This is a genomic window from Methylobacterium sp. CM6246, from assembly GCF_054818005.1.
The window spans coordinates 3038208-3059891 of sequence record NZ_JBTXKY010000001.1; the positions used below are offsets into that span (position 1 = coordinate 3038208).

21 protein-coding genes are annotated in these 21684 nt (G+C 70.4%); 10 read left to right on the forward strand and 11 right to left on the reverse strand.

The genetic code is table 11. The annotated features are described in order from the left end of the window. Both ACYQPG_RS14920 and ACYQPG_RS14925 read left to right on the forward strand, forming a co-directional pair. Positions 1-1197, forward strand: coding sequence for an acyl-CoA dehydrogenase family protein (locus tag ACYQPG_RS14920; protein ID WP_419829713.1), 1197 nt, complete (start codon positions 1-3; stop codon positions 1195-1197). 207 nt (positions 1198-1404) lie between these two features. Further along, positions 1405-2559, forward strand: coding sequence for an acyl-CoA dehydrogenase family protein (locus ACYQPG_RS14925; protein WP_147910975.1), 1155 nt, complete (start codon positions 1405-1407; stop codon positions 2557-2559). A gap of 273 nt (positions 2560-2832) precedes the next feature. Here the strand turns inward: ACYQPG_RS14925 and ACYQPG_RS14930 are convergent, their stop codons facing one another. The 4 genes from ACYQPG_RS14930 to ACYQPG_RS14945 form a co-directional block, all read right to left on the reverse strand. Then, positions 2833-3705, reverse strand: a complete 873-nt coding sequence (locus tag ACYQPG_RS14930; RefSeq protein WP_147910976.1) for a tetratricopeptide repeat protein — start codon at positions 3703-3705, stop codon at positions 2833-2835. Between the two features lie 280 nt (positions 3706-3985). Then, positions 3986-5095, reverse strand: coding sequence for a 5-(carboxyamino)imidazole ribonucleotide synthase (locus ACYQPG_RS14935; RefSeq protein WP_147908885.1), 1110 nt, complete (start codon positions 5093-5095; stop codon positions 3986-3988). Continuing rightward, positions 5092-5589: a 5-(carboxyamino)imidazole ribonucleotide mutase gene (gene purE / locus ACYQPG_RS14940; RefSeq protein ID WP_147908884.1), complete on the reverse strand. Its 498-nt coding sequence runs from the start codon at positions 5587-5589 to the stop codon at positions 5092-5094. The genes ACYQPG_RS14935 and purE overlap by 4 nt, the downstream gene beginning before the upstream one ends. 170 nt (positions 5590-5759) lie before the next feature. Then, complete coding sequence (locus ACYQPG_RS14945; protein ID WP_147908890.1) at positions 5760-5981, reverse strand: YdcH family protein; 222 nt, start codon at positions 5979-5981, stop codon at positions 5760-5762. 170 nt (positions 5982-6151) lie between these two features. Between ACYQPG_RS14945 and ACYQPG_RS14950 the strand changes: the two genes are divergently transcribed. The 4 genes from ACYQPG_RS14950 to ACYQPG_RS14965 all read left to right on the forward strand — a co-directional run bounded on the left by ACYQPG_RS14950 (position 6152) and on the right by ACYQPG_RS14965 (position 10687). After that, positions 6152-6334: a YdcH family protein gene (locus ACYQPG_RS14950; protein WP_058190671.1), complete on the forward strand. Its 183-nt coding sequence runs from the start codon at positions 6152-6154 to the stop codon at positions 6332-6334. Positions 6335-6715: 381 nt separating this feature from the next. Then, positions 6716-8641: a propionyl-CoA synthetase gene (locus ACYQPG_RS14955; protein ID WP_461231192.1), complete on the forward strand. Its 1926-nt coding sequence runs from the start codon at positions 6716-6718 to the stop codon at positions 8639-8641. Positions 8642-8876: 235 nt separating this feature from the next. Continuing rightward, the gene (locus ACYQPG_RS14960; protein ID WP_461231193.1) at positions 8877-9296 is read left to right on the forward strand and encodes a CopG family transcriptional regulator; all 420 of its coding nucleotides are present in this window, start codon (positions 8877-8879) and stop codon (positions 9294-9296) included. A 71-nt stretch (positions 9297-9367) separates the two neighbouring features. Then, a complete protein-coding gene (locus tag ACYQPG_RS14965; protein WP_461231194.1) occupies positions 9368-10687 on the forward strand; it encodes an extracellular catalytic domain type 1 short-chain-length polyhydroxyalkanoate depolymerase in 1320 nt (439 codons plus the stop codon). Between the two features lie 20 nt (positions 10688-10707). Here the strand turns inward: ACYQPG_RS14965 and ACYQPG_RS14970 are convergent, their stop codons facing one another. After that, complete coding sequence (locus ACYQPG_RS14970; RefSeq protein WP_147908881.1) at positions 10708-11199, reverse strand: hypothetical protein; 492 nt, start codon at positions 11197-11199, stop codon at positions 10708-10710. Between the two features lie 204 nt (positions 11200-11403). Here ACYQPG_RS14970 and ACYQPG_RS14975 point away from each other — a divergent pair, with 204 nt between their 5' ends. Then, positions 11404-12522 carry an NADH:flavin oxidoreductase/NADH oxidase gene (locus ACYQPG_RS14975; protein WP_147908880.1) on the forward strand — a complete coding sequence of 373 codons (1119 nt, stop codon included), beginning with the start codon at positions 11404-11406 and terminating at the stop codon, positions 12520-12522. A 152-nt stretch (positions 12523-12674) separates the two neighbouring features. Here ACYQPG_RS14975 and ACYQPG_RS14980 read toward each other — a convergent pair whose 3' ends face one another. After that, on the reverse strand, positions 12675-14774 hold the full coding sequence (locus tag ACYQPG_RS14980) for a beta-galactosidase (RefSeq protein WP_147908879.1): 2100 nt from the start codon (positions 14772-14774) through the stop codon (positions 12675-12677). Positions 14775-14976: 202 nt separating this feature from the next. Beyond that, the gene (locus ACYQPG_RS14985) at positions 14977-15732 is read right to left on the reverse strand and encodes a phosphodiester glycosidase family protein (RefSeq protein WP_461231195.1); all 756 of its coding nucleotides are present in this window, start codon (positions 15730-15732) and stop codon (positions 14977-14979) included. A gap of 222 nt (positions 15733-15954) precedes the next feature. Here ACYQPG_RS14985 and ACYQPG_RS14990 point away from each other — a divergent pair, with 222 nt between their 5' ends. The 3 genes from ACYQPG_RS14990 to ACYQPG_RS15000 all read left to right on the forward strand — a co-directional run bounded on the left by ACYQPG_RS14990 (position 15955) and on the right by ACYQPG_RS15000 (position 18782). Further along, positions 15955-16476 carry a hypothetical protein gene (locus tag ACYQPG_RS14990; RefSeq protein WP_147908888.1) on the forward strand — a complete coding sequence of 174 codons (522 nt, stop codon included), beginning with the start codon at positions 15955-15957 and terminating at the stop codon, positions 16474-16476. Between the two features lie 129 nt (positions 16477-16605). Then, complete coding sequence (locus ACYQPG_RS14995; protein WP_147908877.1) at positions 16606-17910, forward strand: MFS transporter; 1305 nt, start codon at positions 16606-16608, stop codon at positions 17908-17910. Between the two features lie 2 nt (positions 17911-17912). Beyond that, entirely contained in the window at positions 17913-18782 is an 870-nt protein-coding gene (locus ACYQPG_RS15000; RefSeq protein WP_419829717.1) for an amidohydrolase family protein, read from the forward strand. A gap of 6 nt (positions 18783-18788) precedes the next feature. Here ACYQPG_RS15000 and ACYQPG_RS15005 read toward each other — a convergent pair whose 3' ends face one another. From ACYQPG_RS15005 to ACYQPG_RS15020, 4 genes are all read right to left on the reverse strand, one after another. Continuing rightward, the gene (locus tag ACYQPG_RS15005) at positions 18789-18986 is read right to left on the reverse strand and encodes a hypothetical protein (RefSeq protein WP_147908875.1); all 198 of its coding nucleotides are present in this window, start codon (positions 18984-18986) and stop codon (positions 18789-18791) included. A gap of 74 nt (positions 18987-19060) precedes the next feature. After that, complete coding sequence (locus ACYQPG_RS15010; protein ID WP_147939401.1) at positions 19061-20380, reverse strand: MFS transporter; 1320 nt, start codon at positions 20378-20380, stop codon at positions 19061-19063. Positions 20381-20413: 33 nt separating this feature from the next. Then, complete coding sequence (locus ACYQPG_RS15015; RefSeq protein WP_147939402.1) at positions 20414-21055, reverse strand: alpha/beta hydrolase; 642 nt, start codon at positions 21053-21055, stop codon at positions 20414-20416. Positions 21056-21061: 6 nt separating this feature from the next. Beyond that, positions 21062-21622, reverse strand: coding sequence for a cupin domain-containing protein (locus ACYQPG_RS15020; protein WP_147939403.1), 561 nt, complete (start codon positions 21620-21622; stop codon positions 21062-21064). Between the last annotated feature and the right edge of the window lie 62 nt (positions 21623-21684).

The following is a 21684-nucleotide window of genomic DNA, read 5'->3' on the forward strand; positions in this document are numbered from 1 at the left end:
ATGGATCTGCGCTTTACGCCGGACGAAATCGCGTTCCGCGACGAGGTCCGTAGCTTCTGCCGGGAGAAGATCCCGGCTGACATACGAAAGAAGGTCTCGGAGGGGCGCAGCCTCGCCAAGGAGGACATCGTCGCCAGCCAGCGGATCCTCAACGCCAAGGGCTGGGCGGTGCCGCACTGGCCGCAGGAATGGGGCGGCCGGGATTGGACCCCGATACAGCGCTACATCTACACCGAGGAGCTGTTCCAGGCCGCGGTGCCGCTGCCGCAGCAGTTCAACTGCTACATGTTCGGCCCCGTGCTCGCGACCTTCGGCCGGCAGGACCAGAAGGCGCGCTTCCTGCCCCGCGCGGCCAATCTCGACGATTGGTGGTGCCAGGGCTTCTCCGAGCCCGGCGCCGGCTCGGACCTCGCCTCCCTGAAGACCAAGGCCGTGCGCGACGGCGACCACTACGTCGTGGACGGCCAGAAGACCTGGACGACGCTGGGCCAGCACGCCGACTGGATTTTTTGTCTCGTGCGCACCGACTTCGAGGCCAAGAAGCAGCGCGGCATCTCCTTCCTCCTGATCGACATGAAGACCCCCGGCATCACCGTGCGGCCGATCCTGACCCTGGAGGGCCGGCACGAGGTCAACGAGGTTTTTTTCGATTCCGTGCGCGTTCCCCTCGAGAACCTCGTCGGCGAGGAGAACCGAGGCTGGGATTACGCAAAATTCCTGCTCGCCAACGAGCGCACCGGCATCGCCCGGATCGGCCTCACCAAGGAACGCATTCAGCGGATCAAGCGCCTCGCCAAGGAGATGCCGGCAGGCTCCGGGACCATGTGGGACGACCGCGACTTCCGCGGCCGGGTCGCGGAGGTCGAGGTCGAGTTGAAGGCGCTGGAGATCACCCAGATGCGGGTGGCGGCCAAGCAGGGTCGCGCGGATTCGGTGGAGCCGGATCCCGCCTCCTCGCTCCTCAAGATCCGCGGCTCGCAGCTCCAGCAGGCGGCGACGGAGTTGCTGGTCGAGCTCGCCGGACCGTTCGCGCTGGCAGCACCATCGCGCGGGGCCGGCGCCAACAACCTGCCCGGCGGCTTCGACTGGGTCGATGCGGCGGCGCCGAGCTACTTCAACAACCGCAAGGTCTCGATCTACGGCGGCTCCAACGAGATCCAGCACAACGTCATCGCCAAGGGGATCTTGGGGTTGTGAGGGCAGGGGGCCCGCAAGCCGCCCCCGCCGATCCCACCCGACCCCCTCATCCTGAGGTGCGGCGAAGCCGCCTCGAAGGAGAACTCCAGGGGTCGCGGGGCTGGCTGGAGGGCTCCTTCGAGGCCTCCGCTGCGCTCTGGCACTTCAGGATGAGGGTGTGGGTGGGATGAACGCGGCGCCCGTGACCTTCCGCGAGAGGACACCACCATGGATTTCGACCTGAACGAGGACCAGTCGCTCCTGCGCGACAGCGTCGAGCGGATGGCGGCGGACCTGTATCCGTCGCTGGAGAGCCGGCAGGCCCGGCTGAAGGCGCCCCTGGGCTTCCCCGAGGCGGGCTGGGCGGCGTTTACCGAACTCGGCGTCACCGGCCTGCCCTTCTCCGAGGACGAGGGCGGGCTGGCCGGCGGCCCGGTCGAAACCATGCTGGTCATGGAGGCGGTGGGGCGCAACCTCGTGGTCGAGCCGCTGTTCGCGAGCCTCGTGCTCGGCGCGACGGCGCTCCGGCTCGGCGGCAGCGCGGCGCAGAAGGAAAAGATCCTGCCCGGCGTGATCGACGGCAGCCTGCGGCTTACCCTGGCCCACACCGAGCGCCAGTCACGCTACGACCTCCACGACGTGGCGACCACGGCCCGTCGCTCGGGCGAAAACTTCGTCCTGAGCGGGGCCAAGAGCGTGGTGCCCAACGCCGACGCGGCCGGGCTGATGGTGGTCTCGGCGCGGGTCTCCGGGGAGCGGCGCGACCCGCACGGGATCGGCCTGTTCCTGGTGCCGGCGGACGCCCCGGGGGTCGCGATCGAGGCCTACCCGACCCAGGATGGCGGCCGGGCCGCGGAGGTGTCGTTCTCGGACGTCGCGCTGCCGGCCGACGCTGCGCTCGGCGATCCCGAGGGCGGCCTGCCGCTGCTGGAGCGGGTGGCCGAGCACGGGATCGCGGCGCTCGCCGCCGAGGCGGTCGGATCGATGGACGCGCTCCACAAGCTCACGGTGGCGTATCTCAAGACCCGCACGCAGTTCGGGGTCAGCGTCGGCTCGTTCCAGGCCCTCCAGCACCGGGCCGTGGACATGCTGATCCAGCTCGAACAGGCGCGCTCGATGGCCCTCTACGCCGCCATGATGGTGGAGGCGGAGGATCCGGCCGCGCGCGCGGCGGCGCTGGCGGCCGTGAAGGTGCAGATCAACAAGGCCTGCCGGTTCGTCGGCCAGGAGGCGGTGCAGCTCCACGGCGGCATCGGCATGACGCTCGAATATATCGGCGCCCACCACTTCAAGCGGCTCGCCATGATCGAATACCAGCTCGGCGACACCGCCCACCACCTGCGCCGGATCACGCAAGGGGAGAACGGCCTGCTGGCGGCGTGAGAAACGGACGTACACCGTCATTCCGGGGCGCCGCAGGGGAGCCTGGAACCGAAGGGGCCGCCCGAGGCGGCAATCGAGAGCCGCCGACAGTGCCGGGTCCTGCTCGAGTCGAGTTTCCGGGTTCCGGGTTCCGCTTCGCGGCCCCGGAATGACCGTGGAGCCAGAGAGGCTCATGCGCTCGAACGTTCCGGCGCGCGCCACGCCATACACGAACGCCCTCCGCTCATGCCGAGGGGAGGGCGCCGGCCTGGACCGTCTCGGTCGTCTGCGAGATCAGTTGAACAGCGAGCCCACGCCGCCCTGCACGCGGCCGAGGCCGGCGCGGGCGACGGCGTTGTTGGGTTCGATCACGGCGGCGCGCTGGTAATTCTCGAGCGCCTCCTTGCGCTGGCCCGACTTCTCGTAGGCGAGGCCGCGATAGGCCCAGGAGGTGGCGTCCTTGTTGTTGACGTTGAGCGCCGCGTTGTAGTCCTCGATCGCCTTCGGGTACTGGTTGGTGGCGATCAGGCTCTGGCCGCGGGCCGCGTACGGCGCGGACACGAACGGGTTGCGGTCGATCGCGGCGTCGAAGTCGGCGATCGCCTGGGTGTCCTGTCCCTGCTTCTGCCGGACCAGGCCGCGGGCATGGTAGGCCTCGGCCGATTCGGGCATCAGCCGGATCGCGACGTTGAGGTCGGACAGGGCCTGGTCGACGTTGCCCTGGGCGCGCTCGACGTTGGCGCGGCCGATATAGGCCGGCCCGTAATTCGGGTCGATGCTGATCGCCTTGCTGAAATCCTGCAGCGCGGCGGCGTCGCGGCCGACCTGGCGCTCGGCCAGCGCGCGGTTGTTGTAGGCCGAACCCGAATTCGGGTCGATCTGGATCGCCTTTGTGAAGTCGGCGATGGCGTCGTTGAACTGGCCGGCCCGGGCATAGGCGGCGCCGCGGGTGTTGTAGGCGGCAGCGTCGTTCGGGTTGCGCTGGATCACCTCGGTCAGCGACGCGATGTTGACGTTGGTGGCGCCGGTGGTGTCGGTCTCCACCACCGCGTATTGCCGCGGGCTGGCGGCACTGCCGACGGTTTCACAGCCCGCAAGGGCCGCGGCCGAGAGCGTGGCCGCGCCGATCAGCGCGATCTTGTGTGCCAGCCCGTTGCGTACGATCATCGCCCCACTCTCCCCGGGGCGCGGCCCGCCTTCGCGCGCGCACCCCGCCCCCGATTGTCCCGTCGCCCGGCCCGCGCCGCGCCCCTCGTCTCCGAGGCACCGTCGCGCATCGCGGTGAATGCCGGCTTAAAGGCGCGCGGTTCCGTGACCGCCCACGATGTGGTGGAAGCGGCGGGATGTGGCGAAGGTATGGCTCGACGGCGCGCAGGCGTCCGGGGGCGGCCTCCGGCACGCGTGCGGCCGGTCCGGTGTGTTCCCGAAGCCGCAGAACCGGGCTCGATCAGGGGATCGGAACGGATCCCAGCCGGGTGACGTGGCCCATCTTGCGGCCGGGCCGGGCCTCGCCCTTGCCGTAGAGGTGCAGGTGGGCGCCGGGCTCGGCCAGCAGGCCCGACCAATCGTCGGCCTGGGCGCCGATCAGGTTGCGCATCTCCACCGGCAACCCGCCGATCCGGGCCGAGTCGCCGAGCGGCCAGCCGCACACCGCGCGGACATGCTGGGCGAATTGCGAGGTCGTCGCCCCCTCGATGGTCCAGTGCCCGGAATTGTGGACCCGCGGCGCGATCTCGTTGACCACCAGCCGCTCGGCTCCGTCCTGGCGCACCAGGAACATCTCGACGGCGAGCACGCCGACATAATCCAGCGCATCGGCGATCCGCTTGGCGATGTCGAGGGCGGCGCGGGCGGTCTCGGGCGTCAGGCCGGGGGCCGGCACCCGGGTCAGCGCCAGGATGTGGTCGCGGTGCTCGTTCTCGCACAGGTCGAAGGCCGCGAAGCCGCCGTCACGGCCGCGGGCGGCGACCACCGAGACCTCGCGCTCGAACGGCACGAAGCCCTCCAGGATCAGCGGCGCGCCGCCGAACTCGGCGAACAGCGCGTTGCGGTCGCCCTCGGCGCGCTCGCGCAGGATGCGCTGACCCTTGCCGTCGTAGCCGAACCGGCGGGTCTTGAGCACCGCCGGAAGGCCGAGCGCCGCGATCGCCCGGTCGAGGTCATCGGGCGTGTCGACCGCCTGGAACGGGGCGGTCGGAATTCCGAGCCGGTTGATGAATTCCTTTTCGCTGAGGCGATCCTGGGTGGTGGCCAAAGCTTCGGCGTTCGGGTGCAGGGGCGCGTGCCGGGCCAGGATGTCGGCGGTGGCGCGCGGGATGTTCTCGAACTCGTAGGTCACCGCGTCGACGCTGCGCGCGAAGGCGGCGAGCGCTTGCGGGTCGTCGTAGGCCGCGCAGGTCGTCCGGGCGCAGACGTCGAAGGCGGGGCTGTCCTGATCGGGCGCGTAGACGTGCACCTTCAGGCCGTAAGCGGCCGCCGCGAGCGCGATCATGCGCCCGAGCTGCCCGCCGCCGACGATGCCGAGGGTGGAGCCGGGCTTCAGGGGTGTGTCCGTCACGAATGCGTTTCCGTCACCGGCCGCTCGGCCACCGACGCGGTCTGGGCCGCGCGCCACGCCTCGAGCCGCTCCGCCAGGCCCGGATCGCCGAGCGCCAGCACCGCGGCCGCCAGCAGCGCCGCGTTGACCGCGCCGGCCCGGCCGATCGCCAGCGTCCCGACGGGAATGCCGGCCGGCATCTGGACGATCGACAGCAGGCTGTCCTGGCCGGACAGGGCCTTCGATTCCACAGGAACGCCGAAGACCGGCAGGCGGGTCATCGCGGCCGCCATGCCGGGCAGGTGCGCGGCCCCGCCGGCACCGGCGATCACGACCTTGAACCCGTCCGCCACCGCGCCCTTGGCGAAGGCCACGAGCCGGTCCGGGGTGCGGTGGGCCGACACGATCCGGGCGTCGTACGGCACCGCGAGCGCATCGAGCGTCTCGGCGGCGTGCCGCATGGTCGCCCAGTCGGACTGACTGCCCATGATGATCGCGACGGGAGGCGACGCCATCGTATGTCCCGGCAAAAGAGGCCGCTTACAGGCGAGGCGGCCCGGCGGCAAGGCGGCGGGCCAGTGCGTCCACCGGCATCGGTGGACCGTCCCGGAAGATGGTTTCCGGCTTCCGGTGCGACGCGCTGCGCTCGCTCACCCCGAACCGGCATCCACTTCGGCGGCGCGCTCTAAGCGATGATATCGGGGGTGAGGGCATCCTCGATATGGTAGATCCGGTCGCGCAGGGTCAGCTTGCGCTTCTTCAAGCGCTGGATCTGAAGCTGATCCCCAGCGACGCTGCGCTCCAGCGCCTCGATGGCGCCGTCGAGGCCCCGGTGCTCCTCGCGCAGACGACTCAGCTCGGCCTCGAGGTCCGACTGCGCGCTCTCACCCGACTCGTCCGCCATCATCACCCGCGGGATCGAAGACCGTTCCAGATCGAAGAGCATGCGTTACGCCCCGCCGCGGGACAAGCCGGCCGTGCAAGCATTCGTGAGGCTTGGCCGGAGAAAAGGCTTCGACAGGTGCGGCATCCTGTGCCAGTCTCTATGTGTCGGAACAATGACAGGAGATTCGACTCATGTCGCTGCAGACGCATTTGAGCCAACTCGCCCGGAAGCACGAAGCCCTCGAGCGCGAGATTCACGAGGCGATCCACAGGCCTTCTGCGAACGACCTCCACATTGCCGAACTGAAGCGACGGAAACTTCTTCTCAAGGACGAAATCAAAAGGCTGCAAGCCGGCAACGATACGTTGCACTGAGCGACGCCTGACTGTCCCACGAACATACTTTCAAGATGAGAACCGCCGTATCGGTCCGCCCGGTGCGGCGGTTCTCTGCACGCGTGTTTTACGCTCTTCCAACCGAGACCCCGTCGCGAGGCGCCCGCGCCACTGAGCCTCGAAGGCGCCCTCCAGATGCAGCCGCGATCCCTGGAACCCTCCTTCGAGGCCTCCGCTTCGGTCCAGAACATCAGAATGATGGGACTGGGTAGGAGAAGCCGGCTCTTCGGCTGAGCCCGGTAGCGATCCATAAGCGCGTTATCATCCACTTGGACGACCGCTCGCGCGCGCAAAAAAATCAGAATCGGCTAATCTCTCCGGGATGCCGCCGGAGAGCGGCTCCGAGGACACGCCGCGCCCATGACCACCGCCAGCCTGCCGGGCCGCTATCCCGAGATCTATGTCGCGGCGCGCCGCGACCCGGAGGCGTTCTGGCGCGAGGCGGCCCGGGCGCTCGACTGGTCGCGCGCGCCCGAGCAGATCTTCGCGCCGGACGCCGGGCCCTACGGCCGCTGGTTCCCGGACGGGACGCTCAACGCCTGCCACAACGCGGTGGACCGCCACGCCGACGGGGCGCGGGCCGAGCAGGCGGCGATCCTGTACGATTCCCCCGTCACCGGCACGAAGCGCAGCATCAGCTACCGGGCCCTGCGCGATTCGGTGGCGACGCTCGCGGCCGTCTTGGCCGATCTCGGCGTCGGCAAGGGCGACCGGGTGATCCTGTACATGCCGATGGTGCCCGAGGCCCTGTTCGGCATGCTGGCCTGCGCCCGGCTGGGCGCCGTCCACTCGGTGGTGTTCGGCGGCTTCGCGGCGAACGAATTGGCGGTGCGGATCGAGGATGCGGCCCCGAAGGTGGTGCTGGCGGCCTCCTGCGGCCTGGAGCCGAACCGGGTGGTCGCCTACAAGCCGCTGCTGGACCTCGCGATCGCCACCTCCCGGCACAAGCCCGACGCCTGCCTGATCCTGCAGCGTCCTCAATGCGCCGCGACGCTCGTCGCGGGCCGCGACCACGATTGGGCCGAGGCCGTCGCGGCCGCCGAGGCGGCGGGCAAGCGCGCCGCCTGCGTGCCGGTGGCCGCCACCGACCCGCTCTACGTCCTCTACACCTCCGGGACGACCGGCAAGCCGAAGGGCGTGGTCCGGGATACCGGCGGCTACCTTGTGGCGCTCGCCTGGTCGATGCCGAACCTCTACGGCGTCCGGCCCGGCGAGACCTATTTCTGCGCCTCCGATATCGGCTGGGTGGTCGGCCATTCCTACATCGTCTACGCGCCGCTGCTGCACGGCTGCACCACGGTCCTGTACGAGGGCAAGCCGGTAGGCACGCCCGATGCCGGGGCGTTCTGGCGGGTGGTCGCCGAGCACGGCGTAGTCTGTCTGTTCACGGCGCCGACGGCCCTGCGCGCGATCAAGAAGGAGGATCCGGCCGGGGCGCTGGTGGGCGACTACGACCTGTCCGCCTTCCGCAGCCTGTTCCTGGCCGGGGAGCGGGCCGACCCGGATTCGGTCGCCTGGGCCGAGCGGGCGCTGGATCGCCCGGTCATCGACCATTGGTGGCAGACCGAGACCGGCTGGCCGATCGCCGGCAACCCGTTGGGCCTCGGCCTCCTGCCGGTCAAGCACGGCAGCACCTGCGTGCCGATGCCGGGCTACGCGGTCGCGGTCCTGGACGAGGGCGGCAAGCCGGTCCCGCCCGGCACGATGGGCACCATCGCGATCCGGCTGCCCCTGCCGCCCGGCTGCCTGCCGACCCTGTGGGGCTCGGACGCCCGGATGCAGTCGAGCTACCTCGCCACCTTCCCGGGCTACTACGACACCTCGGATGCCGGGGTGATCGACGCCGACGGCTACATCACCGTGCTCGGGCGGACCGACGACATTATCAACGTCGCGGGCCATCGCCTGTCCACCGGCGGCATGGAGGCGGTGCTGGCCGGCCACCCCGATGTCGCCGAATGCGCGGTGATCGGCATCCGCGACGCGCTGAAGGGCGAGGTGCCCTGCGGCTTCGTGGTGCTCAAGGCCCGGGTCGACCGCGCGCCCGAGGACATCGAGCGCGAGTTGGTCGCCAAGGTGCGCGACGAGATCGGGCCCGTGGCTGCGTTCAAGCTGGCGCTCACCGTGCCGCGCCTGCCGAAAACCCGGTCCGGCAAGATCCTGCGCGCCACCATGAAGCGCATCGCCGACCACGAGCCCTGGACGATGCCGGCGACCATCGACGACGCCTCCGTCCTCGACGAGATCGGCGCCAGCCTGAAGGGACGGGGGATCGGCGCGGATTGATGATGCGTCGCGATACGGGCTCCCGAAGGGCCCGAGGCCCTTCGGCGGGGTTCGGGGGGCGCAGCCCCGAATCCGGGCGAAGCCGGACACCAGGGCTCCGCCCCGGACACGCAACGGGCCGCCGACCCTTTGAAACCGCGACCGTTTCGAGACGCGTCGCGACCGTATCTTGCGCTGCGGCATCCGTTCACCATCTCTAGACCATCCAACCGGATGGGCTGGAGAGGGCGAGGCGATGGCAGACACCGTACCGGAACTCCGGCCCAAGGTGCCGGATAGCGAGAAGATCACGATCAACCTGGGCTTCGTCGATCTCGGCCGGGTCGACCTGATGGTCCGCGATGGGTTCTACGCCAACCGCGCCGACTTCATCCGCACCGCGGTGCGCAACCAGCTGGACCGGCAGGAGGAGGCGGTGCGCCAATCCGTGGCCCGCCGCCAGCTGCGCCTGGGCGTCTCACACTATTCCCGCGCCTCCCTGGAGGCCGCCCGGGATGCCGGCGTGCCCCTGCACATCCAGGTCCTCGGCCTCGCCACGGTGGCGACGGACGTCACACCCGAATTGGCGCGCGCCGCCATCGCCTCCGTGGAGGTGCTGGGGGCGTTCCAGGCCAGCCCCGCGGTCAAGGCCGCCCTGGCCGACCGGATCGCCTGAAGAATTTCCCGACCGCACAGCCGGGCGCAGCCGCCGGCCGTGTCCGAACCCCGCCCGCAAGGAACGGCCCGATGAAGCACTTCCCCAAGCTGGACTTTTTGAACTTCGACCTGTCCAAGATGAAGCTCGGCGGGTTCGGAGGCCCCGGCTCGGCCGAGGCCGAGGGCAAGCGCGCGGCCCGAGCCGCCCGGATGACGGCCGCCATGGGCCGGTTCCAGAGCCAGCAGGCCGACGCCTTCGCCCGCTGGGCCGAGGCGCGCGAGCGCCCGGCCGAGACGACCGGGGGCGCCCCGATCATCGACATGGAGGCGCCGCAGGCCCCCGGCGACGCCTGGACGCCCCCCAAGCCGAGTGCCGAGCCGGACCACGCCGCCCCACACGTCCCCCCACACGCCGCCGACATCGCCGCGGCGGTGATGCGGACCGTGCGCGACGGCCTCGCGCGGAGCGGACTCCCCACCGGCGCTTTCGCGGAGGGCTTCGCGGGAGCCCCCGTGCAGCAGCCCGGACGGCCCGCCGCCGCGACCGTGCCGGCCGGCGCCCGGTTCGAGGACAGAACCTTCACGGCCGCCGCGGGCAGCCGCCGCTACAAGGTGTTCGTGCCGAGCGGCTACACCGGCCAGGCGCTGCCCGTCCTCCTGATGCTGCACGGCTGCACCCAGAACCCGGACGACTTCGCCGCCGGGACGCGGATGAACCGCCTCGCCGAGGCGCAGACCTTCCTGGTCGCCTATCCGGAGCAGCCCCAGTCGGCAAACATGCAGCGCTGCTGGAACTGGTACGCCACCAGTGACCAGACCCGTGACGCCGGAGAGCCGGCCCTGCTCGCAGGCATCGCCCGGGCGGTGGTGGAGGAGTTCTCGGGCGACCCGAACCGGGTCTACGCTGCGGGTCTCTCGGCCGGGGGTGCTACGGCGGCGATCCTGGCGGCGACCTATCCGGACCTGTTCGCGGCGGTGGGCGTCCATTCGGGCCTGGCCTGCGGCGCGGCCCGGGACGTTCCCTCGGCCTTCGCCGCCATGAAGGGGCAGGGCAGCGCCCCGGGCCGCAACCGGCAGGCGGTCCCGACCATCGTGTTCCACGGCGACATCGATCGCACCGTGCACCCGGCCAACGGCGATCAGGTGGTCGCCCAGGCCATGGCGCCCACGGGCCTCGCCGAGACGGTCGACCGGGGCACGAGCCCGGGGGGCGTCGCCTACACCCGAACGGTCCGCAAGGACGCCGCCGGCGGGACCCAGCTGGAATACTGGATCCTGCACGGGGCAGGGCATGCCTGGTCGGGCGGCAGCCCGGACGGCTCGTTCACCGAGCCCCGCGGGCCGGATGCGAGCGCCGAGATGGTCCGGTTCTTCCTCGGCCATGCGCGCAAGGCGGGTGGCCGAGCCTGACCGTCCGGGCGGGACGAGGTTCAGTCGGCCTCACCCCCCTCGGGTGCCTCGTCCGAGAGGTCGGCCGAGGGGACCGGCCGCGACAGGGCCGGCGCATAGGCCCCCGGCATCGTGGCGGTCGTGACCGAGGCGGGTAGGCGCCGTGGGCCCGGCTCGGCGGGGATCAGCGTCGCGCTTGCCGCGACGAAGCCCGCCAGCGCCCGCAGATCCTCGGGCTGGCGCGGGTCGCGTGAGACGAGCGCCGCGTCGTGCTGCAGGCGCAGGTTGCAGGCCTGCGACGGCAGACCACCTGCCGGCGTGCAGGCGTCGTGGCGGGCGCAGGCGGCGTCGAGGGCATCGATCGGCGGCAGCGGCGCGTTGTTGCCGGGGCCGCAATAGTTGCCGTGAATCAAGATCTTCGGGCCGCCGAACGCCGCCGGCTGGGCATCGGCGGGGACGGCCAGGAACGCCGCCAGGGCGAACGGAGCCGCGGCCAGGGCGGCAAATCGGGTGGAACGGTTCGGGAGCAACATGGCGTGGACCTCGCGCGATCTCGCCCCCTCAGGCGGTTCGCATCGGCGGTATCAGACCGTCATTCAGCCAGAAGTTACCGAACGCGTGGTCGGTTCCCTTGCGACCGTGCCGTGGCCGCATAGCGGGTGGGCTTGCGCACATGCCGATGCTGGCCTCGGCCGCGCGCCTGCGCCACATAGGTCCGGCGCGTAACGGAGCCGCCCATGACCGCCCGCCTGTTCGAACCGCTCACCCTCGACGCCCTCACGCTCGAGAACCGCATCCTGATCGCACCGATGTGCCAGTATTCGGCCCGGGACGGCGAGGCCACAGACTGGCACATGATGCATCTCGGCCAGCTGGCGATGTCGGGGGCCGGCCTGCTGACCCTGGAGGCCACCGCAGTCTCGCCCGAGGCCCGGATCACCGCCTGGGACCTCGGCCTCTACAATGACGGCTGCGAGCGGGCGCTCGGCCGGGTGCTCGAGGCGGTGCGCGAATACGCCCCGATCCCGATCTGCATCCAGATCGCCCATGCCGGCCGCAAGGCATCGAGCGAGGCGCCCTGGGCCGGCGGCCAGCAGATCCCGCCCGAGCAGGCCTATGGCTGGCGCACGGAGGCGCCCTCGGCGGTCGCGCACGGCGAGGCCGAGGTCCCGCCCCACGCCCTCGACGCCGCCGACCTGAAGCGCGTCCGCGAGCAGTTCGTGGCTACCGCCAAGCGCGCCGTGCGCCTGGGCATCGAGGCCGTGGAGCTGCACGGCGCCCACGGCTACCTGCTGCACCAGTTCCTGTCGCCGATCGCCAACAAGCGCACCGATGCCTATGGCGGCAGCCTCGAGAACCGGATGCGCTTCCCCCTCGAAGTCTACGATGCCGTGCGCGACGTCGTCCCGGCGGGCAGCCCGGTCTGGCTGCGGGTCTCGGCCACCGACTGGGTCGAGGACGGCTGGGACCTCGACGAGACCGTGGCCCTGGGACAGGCGCTCAAGCGCGCCGGCTCACCCGCGCTCCACGTCTCGACGGGTGGCGTCTCGCCGAAGCAGGCGATCAAGCTCGGGCCGGGCTACCAAGTGCCCTATGCCGAGCGGATCAAGGCCGAGACCGGGCTGACCACCATCGCGGTCGGTCTCATCACTGAGGCGCAGCAGGCCGAGACGATCCTGGCCGAGGGCAAGGCCGACGCGATCTCGCTGGCCCGGGCCATAATGTACGACCCGCGCTGGCCCTGGCACGCGGCGGCCGAGCTCGGCGCCAAGGTGCACGCCCCGAAGCAGTACTGGCGCTCGCAGCCGCGGGAATACAAGGACCTGTTCAAGGATACGGCGTTCGGGCAGCGCTAGAGCGCGCGCAGCCGGCGTAGTTACCGGTTCGGCGCAAGCGATCGCGTTGCATCGAGGACTGAGAGCCGTCCCGGATTGCAGCGCGATCGGGAGCGGCTCTGGCGCCGCTCCCGATCAGACCGCGCCCGGCTCCGAAGCCGAGCGCGGGTCGATCAGGGCGCCGCGGACTCGCCTTCGAGGATCGCGACGCCCCAAGCCGGCAGGTCGATCGGCTTGCCGCGCGTGACCGCCCGACCGCCGAGGAGTTCGGTGCCGTTCATCATCGCGGGCGTGGCCCGTGCCGCCGCGGAGTAGTTCAACACGTAGCGAACCGGATGCCCGTTCGACAGGGTGCCCCCGCGAACGACGATCGGCCAGTGCGCCGCGGGAACGTCGATCCCGGCGCGCGTGGCCGCATCCGCCAGGATTTTCTCCGCCAGGGCATCGGTCGGCATGAAGCCCACATAGGTGACCTCGCCCGCGCCCCAGCTGTTGCGCGTCACCGCGGCGGCGGCGGGCCAGGACGGGCTCTGGTAGCGCGCCACCACCGTTGCCGTGGTCGGGGTCAACATCTCCATCCACCAGCGGGCCTTGTTGTCGACAGCGCCGACGCCGAACGGATCGCCGGCGAGGGATACGCCCTCGGGAACCGTGAACAGCTGATAGGTCACCCCTGCCGCCTGCGCGATCCCGCCCGGCTGCGCCGCGAAGCGCACCTTCGTGTTCTCGTCGGAGAAGCCGCTCTTGAAGCTGTAGAGCACGTGGGCGCCCGCCTTGGCGCATTCATTGAGCTTGGCGATCTCAGCATCGCTCGCCGCGTAGAGCGCCGGCACCACGATCAGCTTGTATTGATCGAGCGGTACCGTGGAGGACGGAGAGATCAGATCCACCTCGATGTTCTGCCGGTAAAGCGCATCGTAGAATCCTCGCACCACCTCGTTGTAGGTGACGGGCTTCCGATCGGCATTGGCCTTGAAGTCGTGCGTGTTGATCTTGAACGAATCGAAGGCGCTCAACGCGGCGTTGCTGACGTAGAGGGCGACGCGGTTCTTCTTCTTCATGTCGGCGAGCTTCGGCCCGAGCCGCTTGAGATCGGCGCCGATCGTCTTCGCCTCGTCGTAGACCGGGTTGGGCTTGTAGTCCTGCGTCAGCAGCCCGCGCCAGTAGGTCTCGAACGCGTTCGTGGTCGTGGCCCAGTGCCAGTACTCGACCATCTTCGCACCCGAGGCGAGGTGGCTGAAGGCCTGCAGGCGAAGCTGGCCAGGAAAGGGCGTCCATTCCGGGAATCCCTGCGCCTGAGTCTCGATCACCAGGTAATTCTCGCCGCCGCGCAGCGAGCGGGCCACGTCGCCGCCGAAGGCGATCTCGGTCCCGGTCAGCTTCTCCTGGCTGGGATGGTAGATGTCGATGCCGGCCACATCGAGCGCCTTGGCGGCTTCCCAATGATTGACGTCCGGCTGGATGCCGTAGGAATAGCCGCGCCAGTCGAGGTCGAAATTCTGGGTGACGAACTGGCCGGGACGGGCGTGACGACGGACCAGATCAGCCTGCCACGCGAGGAAGTCGGTCACGAGCCCCCGCTGGAAAGCCTGGAAGGCGTTCGTCAAACTGGCGTTGATCGACGCGTTGACCGACGGGAAATCGTCCCAGCTGTTGATCCGGTTGCTCCAGTAGTCGAGCCCCCAAGCCTTGTTGAGCTCGTCGAGGCTCGACCACTTTCTTTTCAGGGCCGCAACGAAGGCGGCCTGGACGTTGGGGCCGCTGGTTCCGAACGACTTGGTCTCGTTGTCGACCTGGTAGCCGATGACCGCCGGATCGTCCTTCACGTGGGCGATCAGGGCCGCAATGACGCGCTCGGCGGCTGCGCGATAATGGGGATTGGTGATGTCCATATTCTGCCGCGGACCGTAGGCGCCCGGCTGCAGCAGGATGTCGGGGTGCTGACGCGCCAACCACGTCGGCACGGCATAGGTCGGCGTGCCGATGATGACCTTGATGCCTTCACGGTTCATCGCCGCGAGGGTCCTGTCGATCGGGGTGAAATTGAAGACGTTTGGCTGAGGCTCCAACGTGCCCCACGTGGATTCGGCGATCCGGACGACGGTGATGCCCGCCGCCTTCATCATCCTGGCGTCTTCGTCGACCCGATCGACCGGCGTATACTCATCGTAATAGGCCGCGCCGTACAGGATCGTTTGCGGGACTTGCGCCCCCGCCGAGCTCGTCGCGATCAGCACAGCTGCGACGCTGCCGAAAAGCCTCGACCGACTCATGTTGCCCCCCTTTATTTTGTCTGAGTATATCGGGGTTGGGCGCGCGTTCAAGCGCTGACGGCGGTTCCGGACCGCCGGGCAATCGACCTCACGGCCCCGGCTCGCATGCCTGCCGGTGTACGCCCACGTGGGGCCTCGTGGGCGTACCGTGATGTGGTCCGGGATCGGATCCGCGGTGACGCAGGATGACGAGCGCGCGCCGTCAGCGCGCCATCGCCCCGACCATTGGCCCCAGCGGCCGGCTGATGTCGGAGCGGCCGAGATTCGGCGCGTAGAGGCTGGACACCGTTCCGTCGAGGAACAGGGCGTTGCGGCAGCCGAGGTCGTCCCGGAACAAGCGGGCGAAGGCCCCGAACGTCACCGGGCGCTCGGAGATGGCGAACACCGCCACGCGGCCGTCCTCCTGTACCCCGACGCCGTTGCGGATCTTCTGGCTCGGCCCGTCCGCCGAGATTTTCGGGTGGATCTGGCCGTCGATTACCAGCATCGGGCCGGATTGGGTCGCGAAGTCGGGCCGGATCTTCGCCCGGAGATAATGTCCGGTGTCGAGCACGCCGGCCTTGTCGCCCTTCAGCCAGAACACGCCGTTGGGCTTGAGGTGGAAGTTGCCCGGCCCGTCCGCGGTCGAGACGTGCTTCATCTCGCGCCCGTCCTCGACGTAGAGGCCCACCGGCGCCTGCTCCTTGTCGTACATGCCGGCATTCATCGCGAAGCCGAGGCGGCCGCCCTGCTTCTCGGCGAGGGTCCCCAGGGCACCGTAGGGCCGGCCGTCCTCCTGAAGCCAGAACAGCCGCACCCGCTGGCGCCGCAGGTCGACGGTGCAGACCGTGAAGCTCTCGCCCTGCGCCTGGACGGCGCGGCAGAGGTCCGGGGCGGCCGGCGCCGCCGCGGCTCCGCGGCTGAGGGCGACCAGCGCCAGGAGCGCGATCAAGAAGGCGTGAACCGGGCGCGTCGTCATCGAGGGTTCCGTGATGCCCACAGGCGGAGACGCGGGCCGACGCAGGAGCTCTCACCTGGGAAAACGGCGATTTTGGTGTCCGGAACCGCACCGTCCACGGTCAGGATGGCGCCGGGCTTGCGCCTTGCGGGAGCGGCGGCGCGCCGCGGGGGGCGGCTGAACTGTTTTCAGTACTCGGCGTTTCTTAGCCACGAGGGCGGTCTAGATCCACGGAGATACATGATGAAGGGTGCAGTGCTTGGCTCGGCCATGCTGGCGGCGGGTGCCCTGGTCGTGATGCCGGCCAGCGCCGACGCGCGTGGCTTCGGCGGAGGCGGCTTCCACGGCGGCGGGTTCCACGGTGGTGGATTCGGCGGCGGGTTTCGAGGCGGCGGATTCGGCGGGTTCCGCGGCGGTGGCTTCGGCGGGTTCCGGGGCGGCTACGGCGGGTTCCGCGGCGCCGGCTTCCGCGGTGGCTACGGCCGGGGCTTCTACGGCCGCGGCTACGGCTATCGCGGCGGCTACGGCTACGGGCTCGGCGGCCTGGGTCTCGGCGTCGGCCTGGGTCTGGCGGCCGGCGGCCTCTATGGTGGCTACGGCGGTTACGGCGGCGGCTACGGCTATCCGGGCTACGGCTATGGCGGCGGCTACGCCCCGGTCGGCTTCGCCGGCGATTACGGCTACGGCGGCGGCTGCTACACGGTCCCGCGGGTGCGCTGGACCCCCTACGGCTACCGCCGGGTTCTGGTGGAGCGCTGCTACTGAGCGACGCCTGAACCGGAACGTCTCGGAAAAGGCCGCCTCAGGGCGGCCTTTTCCTTGCGTAGCACCTCCCCACGGTTGCACAGCTCGGCTATTGGCGCCGATATTGGTATCCGCTGACGGGAGAGTGTGATGCGGACGGAAGCAGGGCCGGGACATCCGGGCGTGGAGGCGGTGGAAATCCGCGATGCCAGCCTGATGGCCTTCTACCGCTCCATGACGTCGACGGAGCGGCACACCTTCTGGGCCTGCGCTGCCGGGTGGTGCCTCGACGGCATGGACTTCATGATCTACCCGCTGGTGATCGGGACGATCATGGCCCTCTGGCATGTCGATTCCGGCACGGCCGGCCTCGCCGCCACGGTGACGCTGCTGGCCTCGGCCCTGGGCGGCTGGCTCGCGGGCTTCGTCGCCGACCGGATCGGCCGGGTGCTCACCCTCCAGATCACCATCCTGTGGTTCTCGGTGTTCTCGTTGCTCTGCGCCTTCGTGCAGAACTTCGAGCAACTGCTCATCGCCCGGGCGATCCTGGGGCTCGGCTTCGGTGGCGAGTGGGCGGCCGGCGCCGTGCTGATCGGCGAGACCATCCGGGCCGAATATCGCGGCCGCGCGGTCGGCTCGGTCCAGTCCGGTTGGGCGATCGGCTGGGGCATGGCGGTGCTCGCACAGGCCGTAACCTTCTCGCTGCTGCCCCCCGAGATCGCCTGGCGCTGGATGTTCGCGATCGGCGCGCTGCCGGCCCTGCTGATCTTCTACCTGCGCCGCTACGTCCAGGAGCCGCAGGTCGCCGCCGAGACTCGTGCCCGGGCCATCGCGACCGGCGACCGGCCGAAGATCTGGGAGATCTTCTCCGGGCCGATCCTCAAGACCACCCTGCTCGCCTCGCTGGCGGCGGCCGGATGCCAGGGCGGCTACTACGCGATCACCACCTGGGTGCCGCGCTTCCTGACCACGGAGCGCGGTCTGTCGGTGGTGTCCTCCACGGGCTACCTCGCGGCCCTGATCGTCGGCTCGTTCGCCGGCTATCTCGTGGGCGCGTGGCTGGCCGACCGGCTCGGGCGCCGGCCGCTGTTCCTGATCTTTTCGCTCGGCGCCATCGCGGTGATCGTCGCCTACACGCAGATCCCGCTCTCCAACGGCGTGCTCTGGGTGCTGGGCTTCCCGCTCGGCTTCTTCGCCTCCGGCTACTTCTCCGGAATGGGCGCGTTCCTGACCGAACTCTACCCGACCCGTTTGCGCGGCTCGGGGCAGGGGTTCTGCTACAATTTCGGCCGGGGCATCGGCGCCCTGTTCCCAGCGCTCGTCGGCTACCTCGCCGAGCGCGCCGGCCTCGCCTCGGCCATCGCGATCTTCGCGGCCATCGCCTACGGGATCTTCTTCCTGGCGGCCTTCGCGCTGCCCGAGACCCGCGGCCGGGTCCTGCACGCGGATACCTGATCATGGCGGAGATCAGAGACTGCCCGGCCCCCGATCCGCACCCCGGCGGCCCGACGCGCTACCGGGTGCCGGAGGGCGCGGTCGACACCCATGCCCACGTGATCGGCCTGCCACCGGCCTATCCGCTCGTGGCCGACCGCAGCTACACGCCCCCGGCCGCCCCCGCGGACCGGTACCTCGCGATGCTCGACGCCACCGGCATGGCCAACGGCGTGCTGGTCCAGGTCAGCGTCCACGGCACCGACAACCGCCTGATGGTGGAGACGCTCCGGGCCAACCGGCAGCGCCTGCGCGGCATCGCGGTGATCCCGCTGGGCCTCCCCGATGCGGACCTCGCCGCCCTGAAGGAGGCCGGGGTGGTGGGCCTGCGCCTCAACGTGCTGTTCGGCGGCGGCATCGGCCTCGATGCGGTGGAGGCCTACGGGGCGCTGGCCCGCGAGATGGGCTGGCACCTCCAGTTCCTGCTCGACGCCCGCGACCTGCCGCCGATTGCGAGCCGCCTGTCGCGGCTGCCGGTGCCCCTGGTGTTCGACCATATGGGCCACATGCCGGCCTCGGCCGGGGTGGAGCATCCAGGCTTCCAGACCCTGCTCGGCCTCGTGCGCGACGGCCATTGGGTGAAGCTGTCGGGCGCCTTCCGGGACTCGGTGGCCGGGCCGCCCTATGCCGATACGATTCCGTTCGCCGGCGCCCTCAACGAGGCCGCCCCCGAGCGCTGCGTCTGGGGCTCGGACTGGCCGCACGTCGCCGCCTGGGACGGCCCGCCGCGCCTGTCCGACCTCCTCGACCTGATGGCCGAGTGGGTGCCGGACGCGGACAGGCGCCGCCGGCTCTTCGTCGACAACCCGCGCCGGCTCTACGGCTTCGGGTAGGCGATTTCAGACCCGTAGGTCGAGGCGCTGGCCCTGGCCGGGAGGCGCCGGCGGCCCGGATGCGGCGCCGCCCTGGGCGGTCTCCGCCACCAGGCCGGCCACCGCCTTCTCGGCGGCGATCTGCTGGCGCGCCACCGCGGTGCCGATCGCCTGGTTCTGGGACGTCGCCAGCATCTGGCTGGCCGTGGCGGCGAGGGTGCTCATGCGACCGTTCTAACGCGAGCCCTTGAATCCGGCGTTAGCCGGATCCGCCGCCTTTGAGTGAAAACCCGGGACCCTCAGTCGTCCTGAAAGCCGCGCTGGCGCGCCCGGTAGCCGCCGATCAGCGTCACGCAGAGGAAGGAGATCCCGGCAAGGACCGTCCCGAACACGGCGATCGGCCACCAATGCCCCTGGAAGCGCTCGGCCAGCACCGTGCCGACGATCGGTGTCAGGCCACCGGCCAGCGCCCCGCAGAACTGGTAGGCGATCGAGATCGCCGTATAGCGCACCCGGGCCGGGAAGGCGCCCGCGAGGTAGCCGGCGATCACCGCGTAGAAGGTCGCGGTGCCGACGACGTTCAGGGCGAGCCCGAGGATGATCAAGCTCACCGACCGGGTCTCGACCAGCCAGAACAGCGGGTAGGGGGCCAGCATCGCCCAGACCAGCGCGCCCTGCAGGAACAGCCGCTCGTTGCGGATGAGCTCCGCGATACGGGCGCCCACCGGGGTCATCACCAGCTGCACCACGGCCGCGATCAGCAGCGCGTCCAGGATCGTCGCGCGGGCGATTCCGAGATACTGCGTCGTGAACGCGATCATGAAGGTGTTGAACAGGTAGACCGAGGCGATCGCGAAGGTGTTGGCGCCGGCCGCCAGCAGCACCGGCTTGAGGAAGGACGACAGCACCTCGCGCACGGGGGCCTGCGGCGGCCCGCCCGCGGCCCGGGTCTTCTCGAAGGCGGGCGATTCGGCGACGCCGAGCCGGATCGCGAGGCCGACGCCCAGCAGCAGAACGCTCACCAGGAACGGCAGGCGCCAGCCCCAGGCCAGGAAGGTCTCCTTGTCCAGCAGGCTGGCGAGCCGGAAAGCCAGGAGCGACAGGATCTGCCCGGCGGGGCTGCCGAGCTGCGCGAACGAGGCGAAGAAGGTGTTGCGCCCGGCCGGCGCGTGCTCGGCGGCCATAAGCACGGCCCCGCCCCACTCGCCGCCGACCGCGATACCCTGCACCAGCCGCAGCACGACCAACAGCACCGGCGCCCACAGGCCGACCGACGCGTAGGTCGGCAGCAGCCCGATCCCGGACGTGGCGATGCCCATCATCACCAGGGTCGCCACCAGGGCGCGCTTGCGCCCGAAGCGGTCGCCGAGATGCCCGAAGATCACCCCGCCGAGGGGCCGGGCCAGGAAGCCGACCGCGAACGTGCCGAAGGCCGCAAGCGTCGCGATGTAGGGCGATTCCGCCGTGAAGAAGAGCGGCCCGAACACCAGGGCCGCCGCGGTGCCGTAGATGAAGAAATCGTACCACTCGATGGTGGTGCCCACGAAGGCCGCCACCGCCGCCCGCGTCGACTGGCTCTTCCCGGGTGCCGATCCCGGGGCTTCCTGCGTGACGGCCATCGATCCTCGCGCGCTCGCGGTGGCATTCTGCATTCACCTGCCAGTACCGAATCCGCCGCCCGCCAGGAACCGCAAAGTCTGCGCGATGACGGTGGGATGATGCATCATCAGCGCGTGGCTCACCGGCAGGACCAGATGACCCTGCAGACCGGCGATCCGGGTCGCGGCCACGCTGACCCGGCCGTCATTGGGCCGGGGCAGCATCAGCCAGCCGATCGGATCGACGGTGCGGGTGCCGGCGATAACGCCGACCGGGTAATCCGGATCGGGCCAGACCGGGACGCTGCGGGTCCCGAGCGTGAGACCCGCCGGCCCGAAGACCCGGCGGTAGAGCCCGAGATGACCCAGCCGGTCCGCGATCTCGCTGCCGCGATTGGGCGGCCCGAGCATGACCAGCCGGCCGAGCCGCTCCGGCCGCGCCTGGGCGATCAGGGCCCGGGCGAGGAGCCCGCCCATCGAGTGCCCGACGAAGTGCAGATCCCCCGGGGTCCCGTGCGCGATCTCGGCGATGCGGGGGCCGAGTGAGGCCGTGAGGTCCGGCAGGGCGTGGCGGGTCGAGTGATAGTCGAGCGCCACCGCTCGGTAGCCCGAGGCGGTCAGCGCCGCCCGCATCCGCGCGAGCGAGGCGGACGTCCGCCCGAGACCGTGGAGGAGGATGACGCTGTCGCCCGGCATCCGGCTCTAAAAACTCGGCGGCGTGCAGGCGCTGACCAGCTCGCACGGGTTGGGGCCGACGCAGCGGAACCGGTGCGGGCGGCGGCTGTCGAAGCTGTAGGCATCGCCGGGGCCGAGGATGCGCCGCTCCTCGCCGACCGTGACCTCGAGGCGGCCGGACAGCACGATGCCGCCCTCCTCGCCCTCGTGGGAGAGCGGCACCCGGCCGGTATCGGCCCCGGGCTCGTAGCGCTCCTTCAGGAGTTGGAGCTTGCGCCCGAACAGGCTGTCGCCGACCTGCAGGAACGAGATCGCCCCCTTGGTCGCCTTGCGGCCGATCTCGGTCAGCTCGTGTGCCGCGAAGAACGCCTTGCGCTCCGGCTCCGGTTCGAGCGCGAAGAACTCGGACATGCCGATCGGCACCCCGTCGAGGATGCGCTTGAGGGCACCCACCGAGGGGTTCACCCGGTTCGCCTCGATCAGCGAGATCGCCGAGTTCGTCACCCCGGCGCGCTTGGCCAGCGCCCGCTGCGACAGGCCGTGGCGGGCCCGCACGAAGCGCAGGCGCGCGCCGACATCGATGCTCATCCGTCCCGGCCCCGTTTCAGGTGTTGAGGATCCCGCAACGGTGCCGTCCGCGGCCCCGATTC

Excerpts from the sequence above, each read along its gene's own strand:
- ACYQPG_RS14970 (WP_147908881.1), bottom strand. The coding sequence starts at position 11,199 with ATGTTGCTCCCGAACCGTTCCACCCGATTTGCCGCCCTGGCCGCGGCT.
- ACYQPG_RS14925 (WP_147910975.1), top strand. The coding sequence starts at position 1,405 with ATGGATTTCGACCTGAACGAGGACCAGTCGCTCCTGCGCGACAGCGTC.
- purE (WP_147908884.1), bottom strand. The coding sequence starts at position 5,589 with ATGGCGTCGCCTCCCGTCGCGATCATCATGGGCAGTCAGTCCGACTGG.
- ACYQPG_RS14945 (WP_147908890.1), bottom strand. The coding sequence starts at position 5,981 with ATGATGGCGGACGAGTCGGGTGAGAGCGCGCAGTCGGACCTCGAGGCC.
- ACYQPG_RS14955 (WP_461231192.1), top strand. The coding sequence starts at position 6,716 with ATGACCACCGCCAGCCTGCCGGGCCGCTATCCCGAGATCTATGTCGCG.
- ACYQPG_RS14985 (WP_461231195.1), bottom strand. The coding sequence starts at position 15,732 with ATGACGACGCGCCCGGTTCACGCCTTCTTGATCGCGCTCCTGGCGCTG.
- ACYQPG_RS14965 (WP_461231194.1), top strand. The coding sequence starts at position 9,368 with ATGAAGCACTTCCCCAAGCTGGACTTTTTGAACTTCGACCTGTCCAAG.
- ACYQPG_RS14960 (WP_461231193.1), top strand. The coding sequence starts at position 8,877 with ATGGCAGACACCGTACCGGAACTCCGGCCCAAGGTGCCGGATAGCGAG.
- ACYQPG_RS15005 (WP_147908875.1), bottom strand. The coding sequence starts at position 18,986 with ATGAGCACCCTCGCCGCCACGGCCAGCCAGATGCTGGCGACGTCCCAG.
- ACYQPG_RS14920 (WP_419829713.1), top strand. The coding sequence starts at position 1 with ATGGATCTGCGCTTTACGCCGGACGAAATCGCGTTCCGCGACGAGGTC.
- ACYQPG_RS15010 (WP_147939401.1), bottom strand. The coding sequence starts at position 20,380 with ATGGCCGTCACGCAGGAAGCCCCGGGATCGGCACCCGGGAAGAGCCAG.
- ACYQPG_RS14980 (WP_147908879.1), bottom strand. The coding sequence starts at position 14,774 with ATGAGTCGGTCGAGGCTTTTCGGCAGCGTCGCAGCTGTGCTGATCGCG.
- ACYQPG_RS14990 (WP_147908888.1), top strand. The coding sequence starts at position 15,955 with ATGAAGGGTGCAGTGCTTGGCTCGGCCATGCTGGCGGCGGGTGCCCTG.
- ACYQPG_RS14975 (WP_147908880.1), top strand. The coding sequence starts at position 11,404 with ATGACCGCCCGCCTGTTCGAACCGCTCACCCTCGACGCCCTCACGCTC.
- ACYQPG_RS15015 (WP_147939402.1), bottom strand. The coding sequence starts at position 21,055 with ATGCCGGGCGACAGCGTCATCCTCCTCCACGGTCTCGGGCGGACGTCC.
- ACYQPG_RS14930 (WP_147910976.1), bottom strand. The coding sequence starts at position 3,705 with ATGATCGTACGCAACGGGCTGGCACACAAGATCGCGCTGATCGGCGCG.
- ACYQPG_RS15000 (WP_419829717.1), top strand. The coding sequence starts at position 17,913 with ATGGCGGAGATCAGAGACTGCCCGGCCCCCGATCCGCACCCCGGCGGC.
- ACYQPG_RS15020 (WP_147939403.1), bottom strand. The coding sequence starts at position 21,622 with ATGAGCATCGATGTCGGCGCGCGCCTGCGCTTCGTGCGGGCCCGCCAC.
- ACYQPG_RS14950 (WP_058190671.1), top strand. The coding sequence starts at position 6,152 with ATGTCGCTGCAGACGCATTTGAGCCAACTCGCCCGGAAGCACGAAGCC.
- ACYQPG_RS14995 (WP_147908877.1), top strand. The coding sequence starts at position 16,606 with ATGCGGACGGAAGCAGGGCCGGGACATCCGGGCGTGGAGGCGGTGGAA.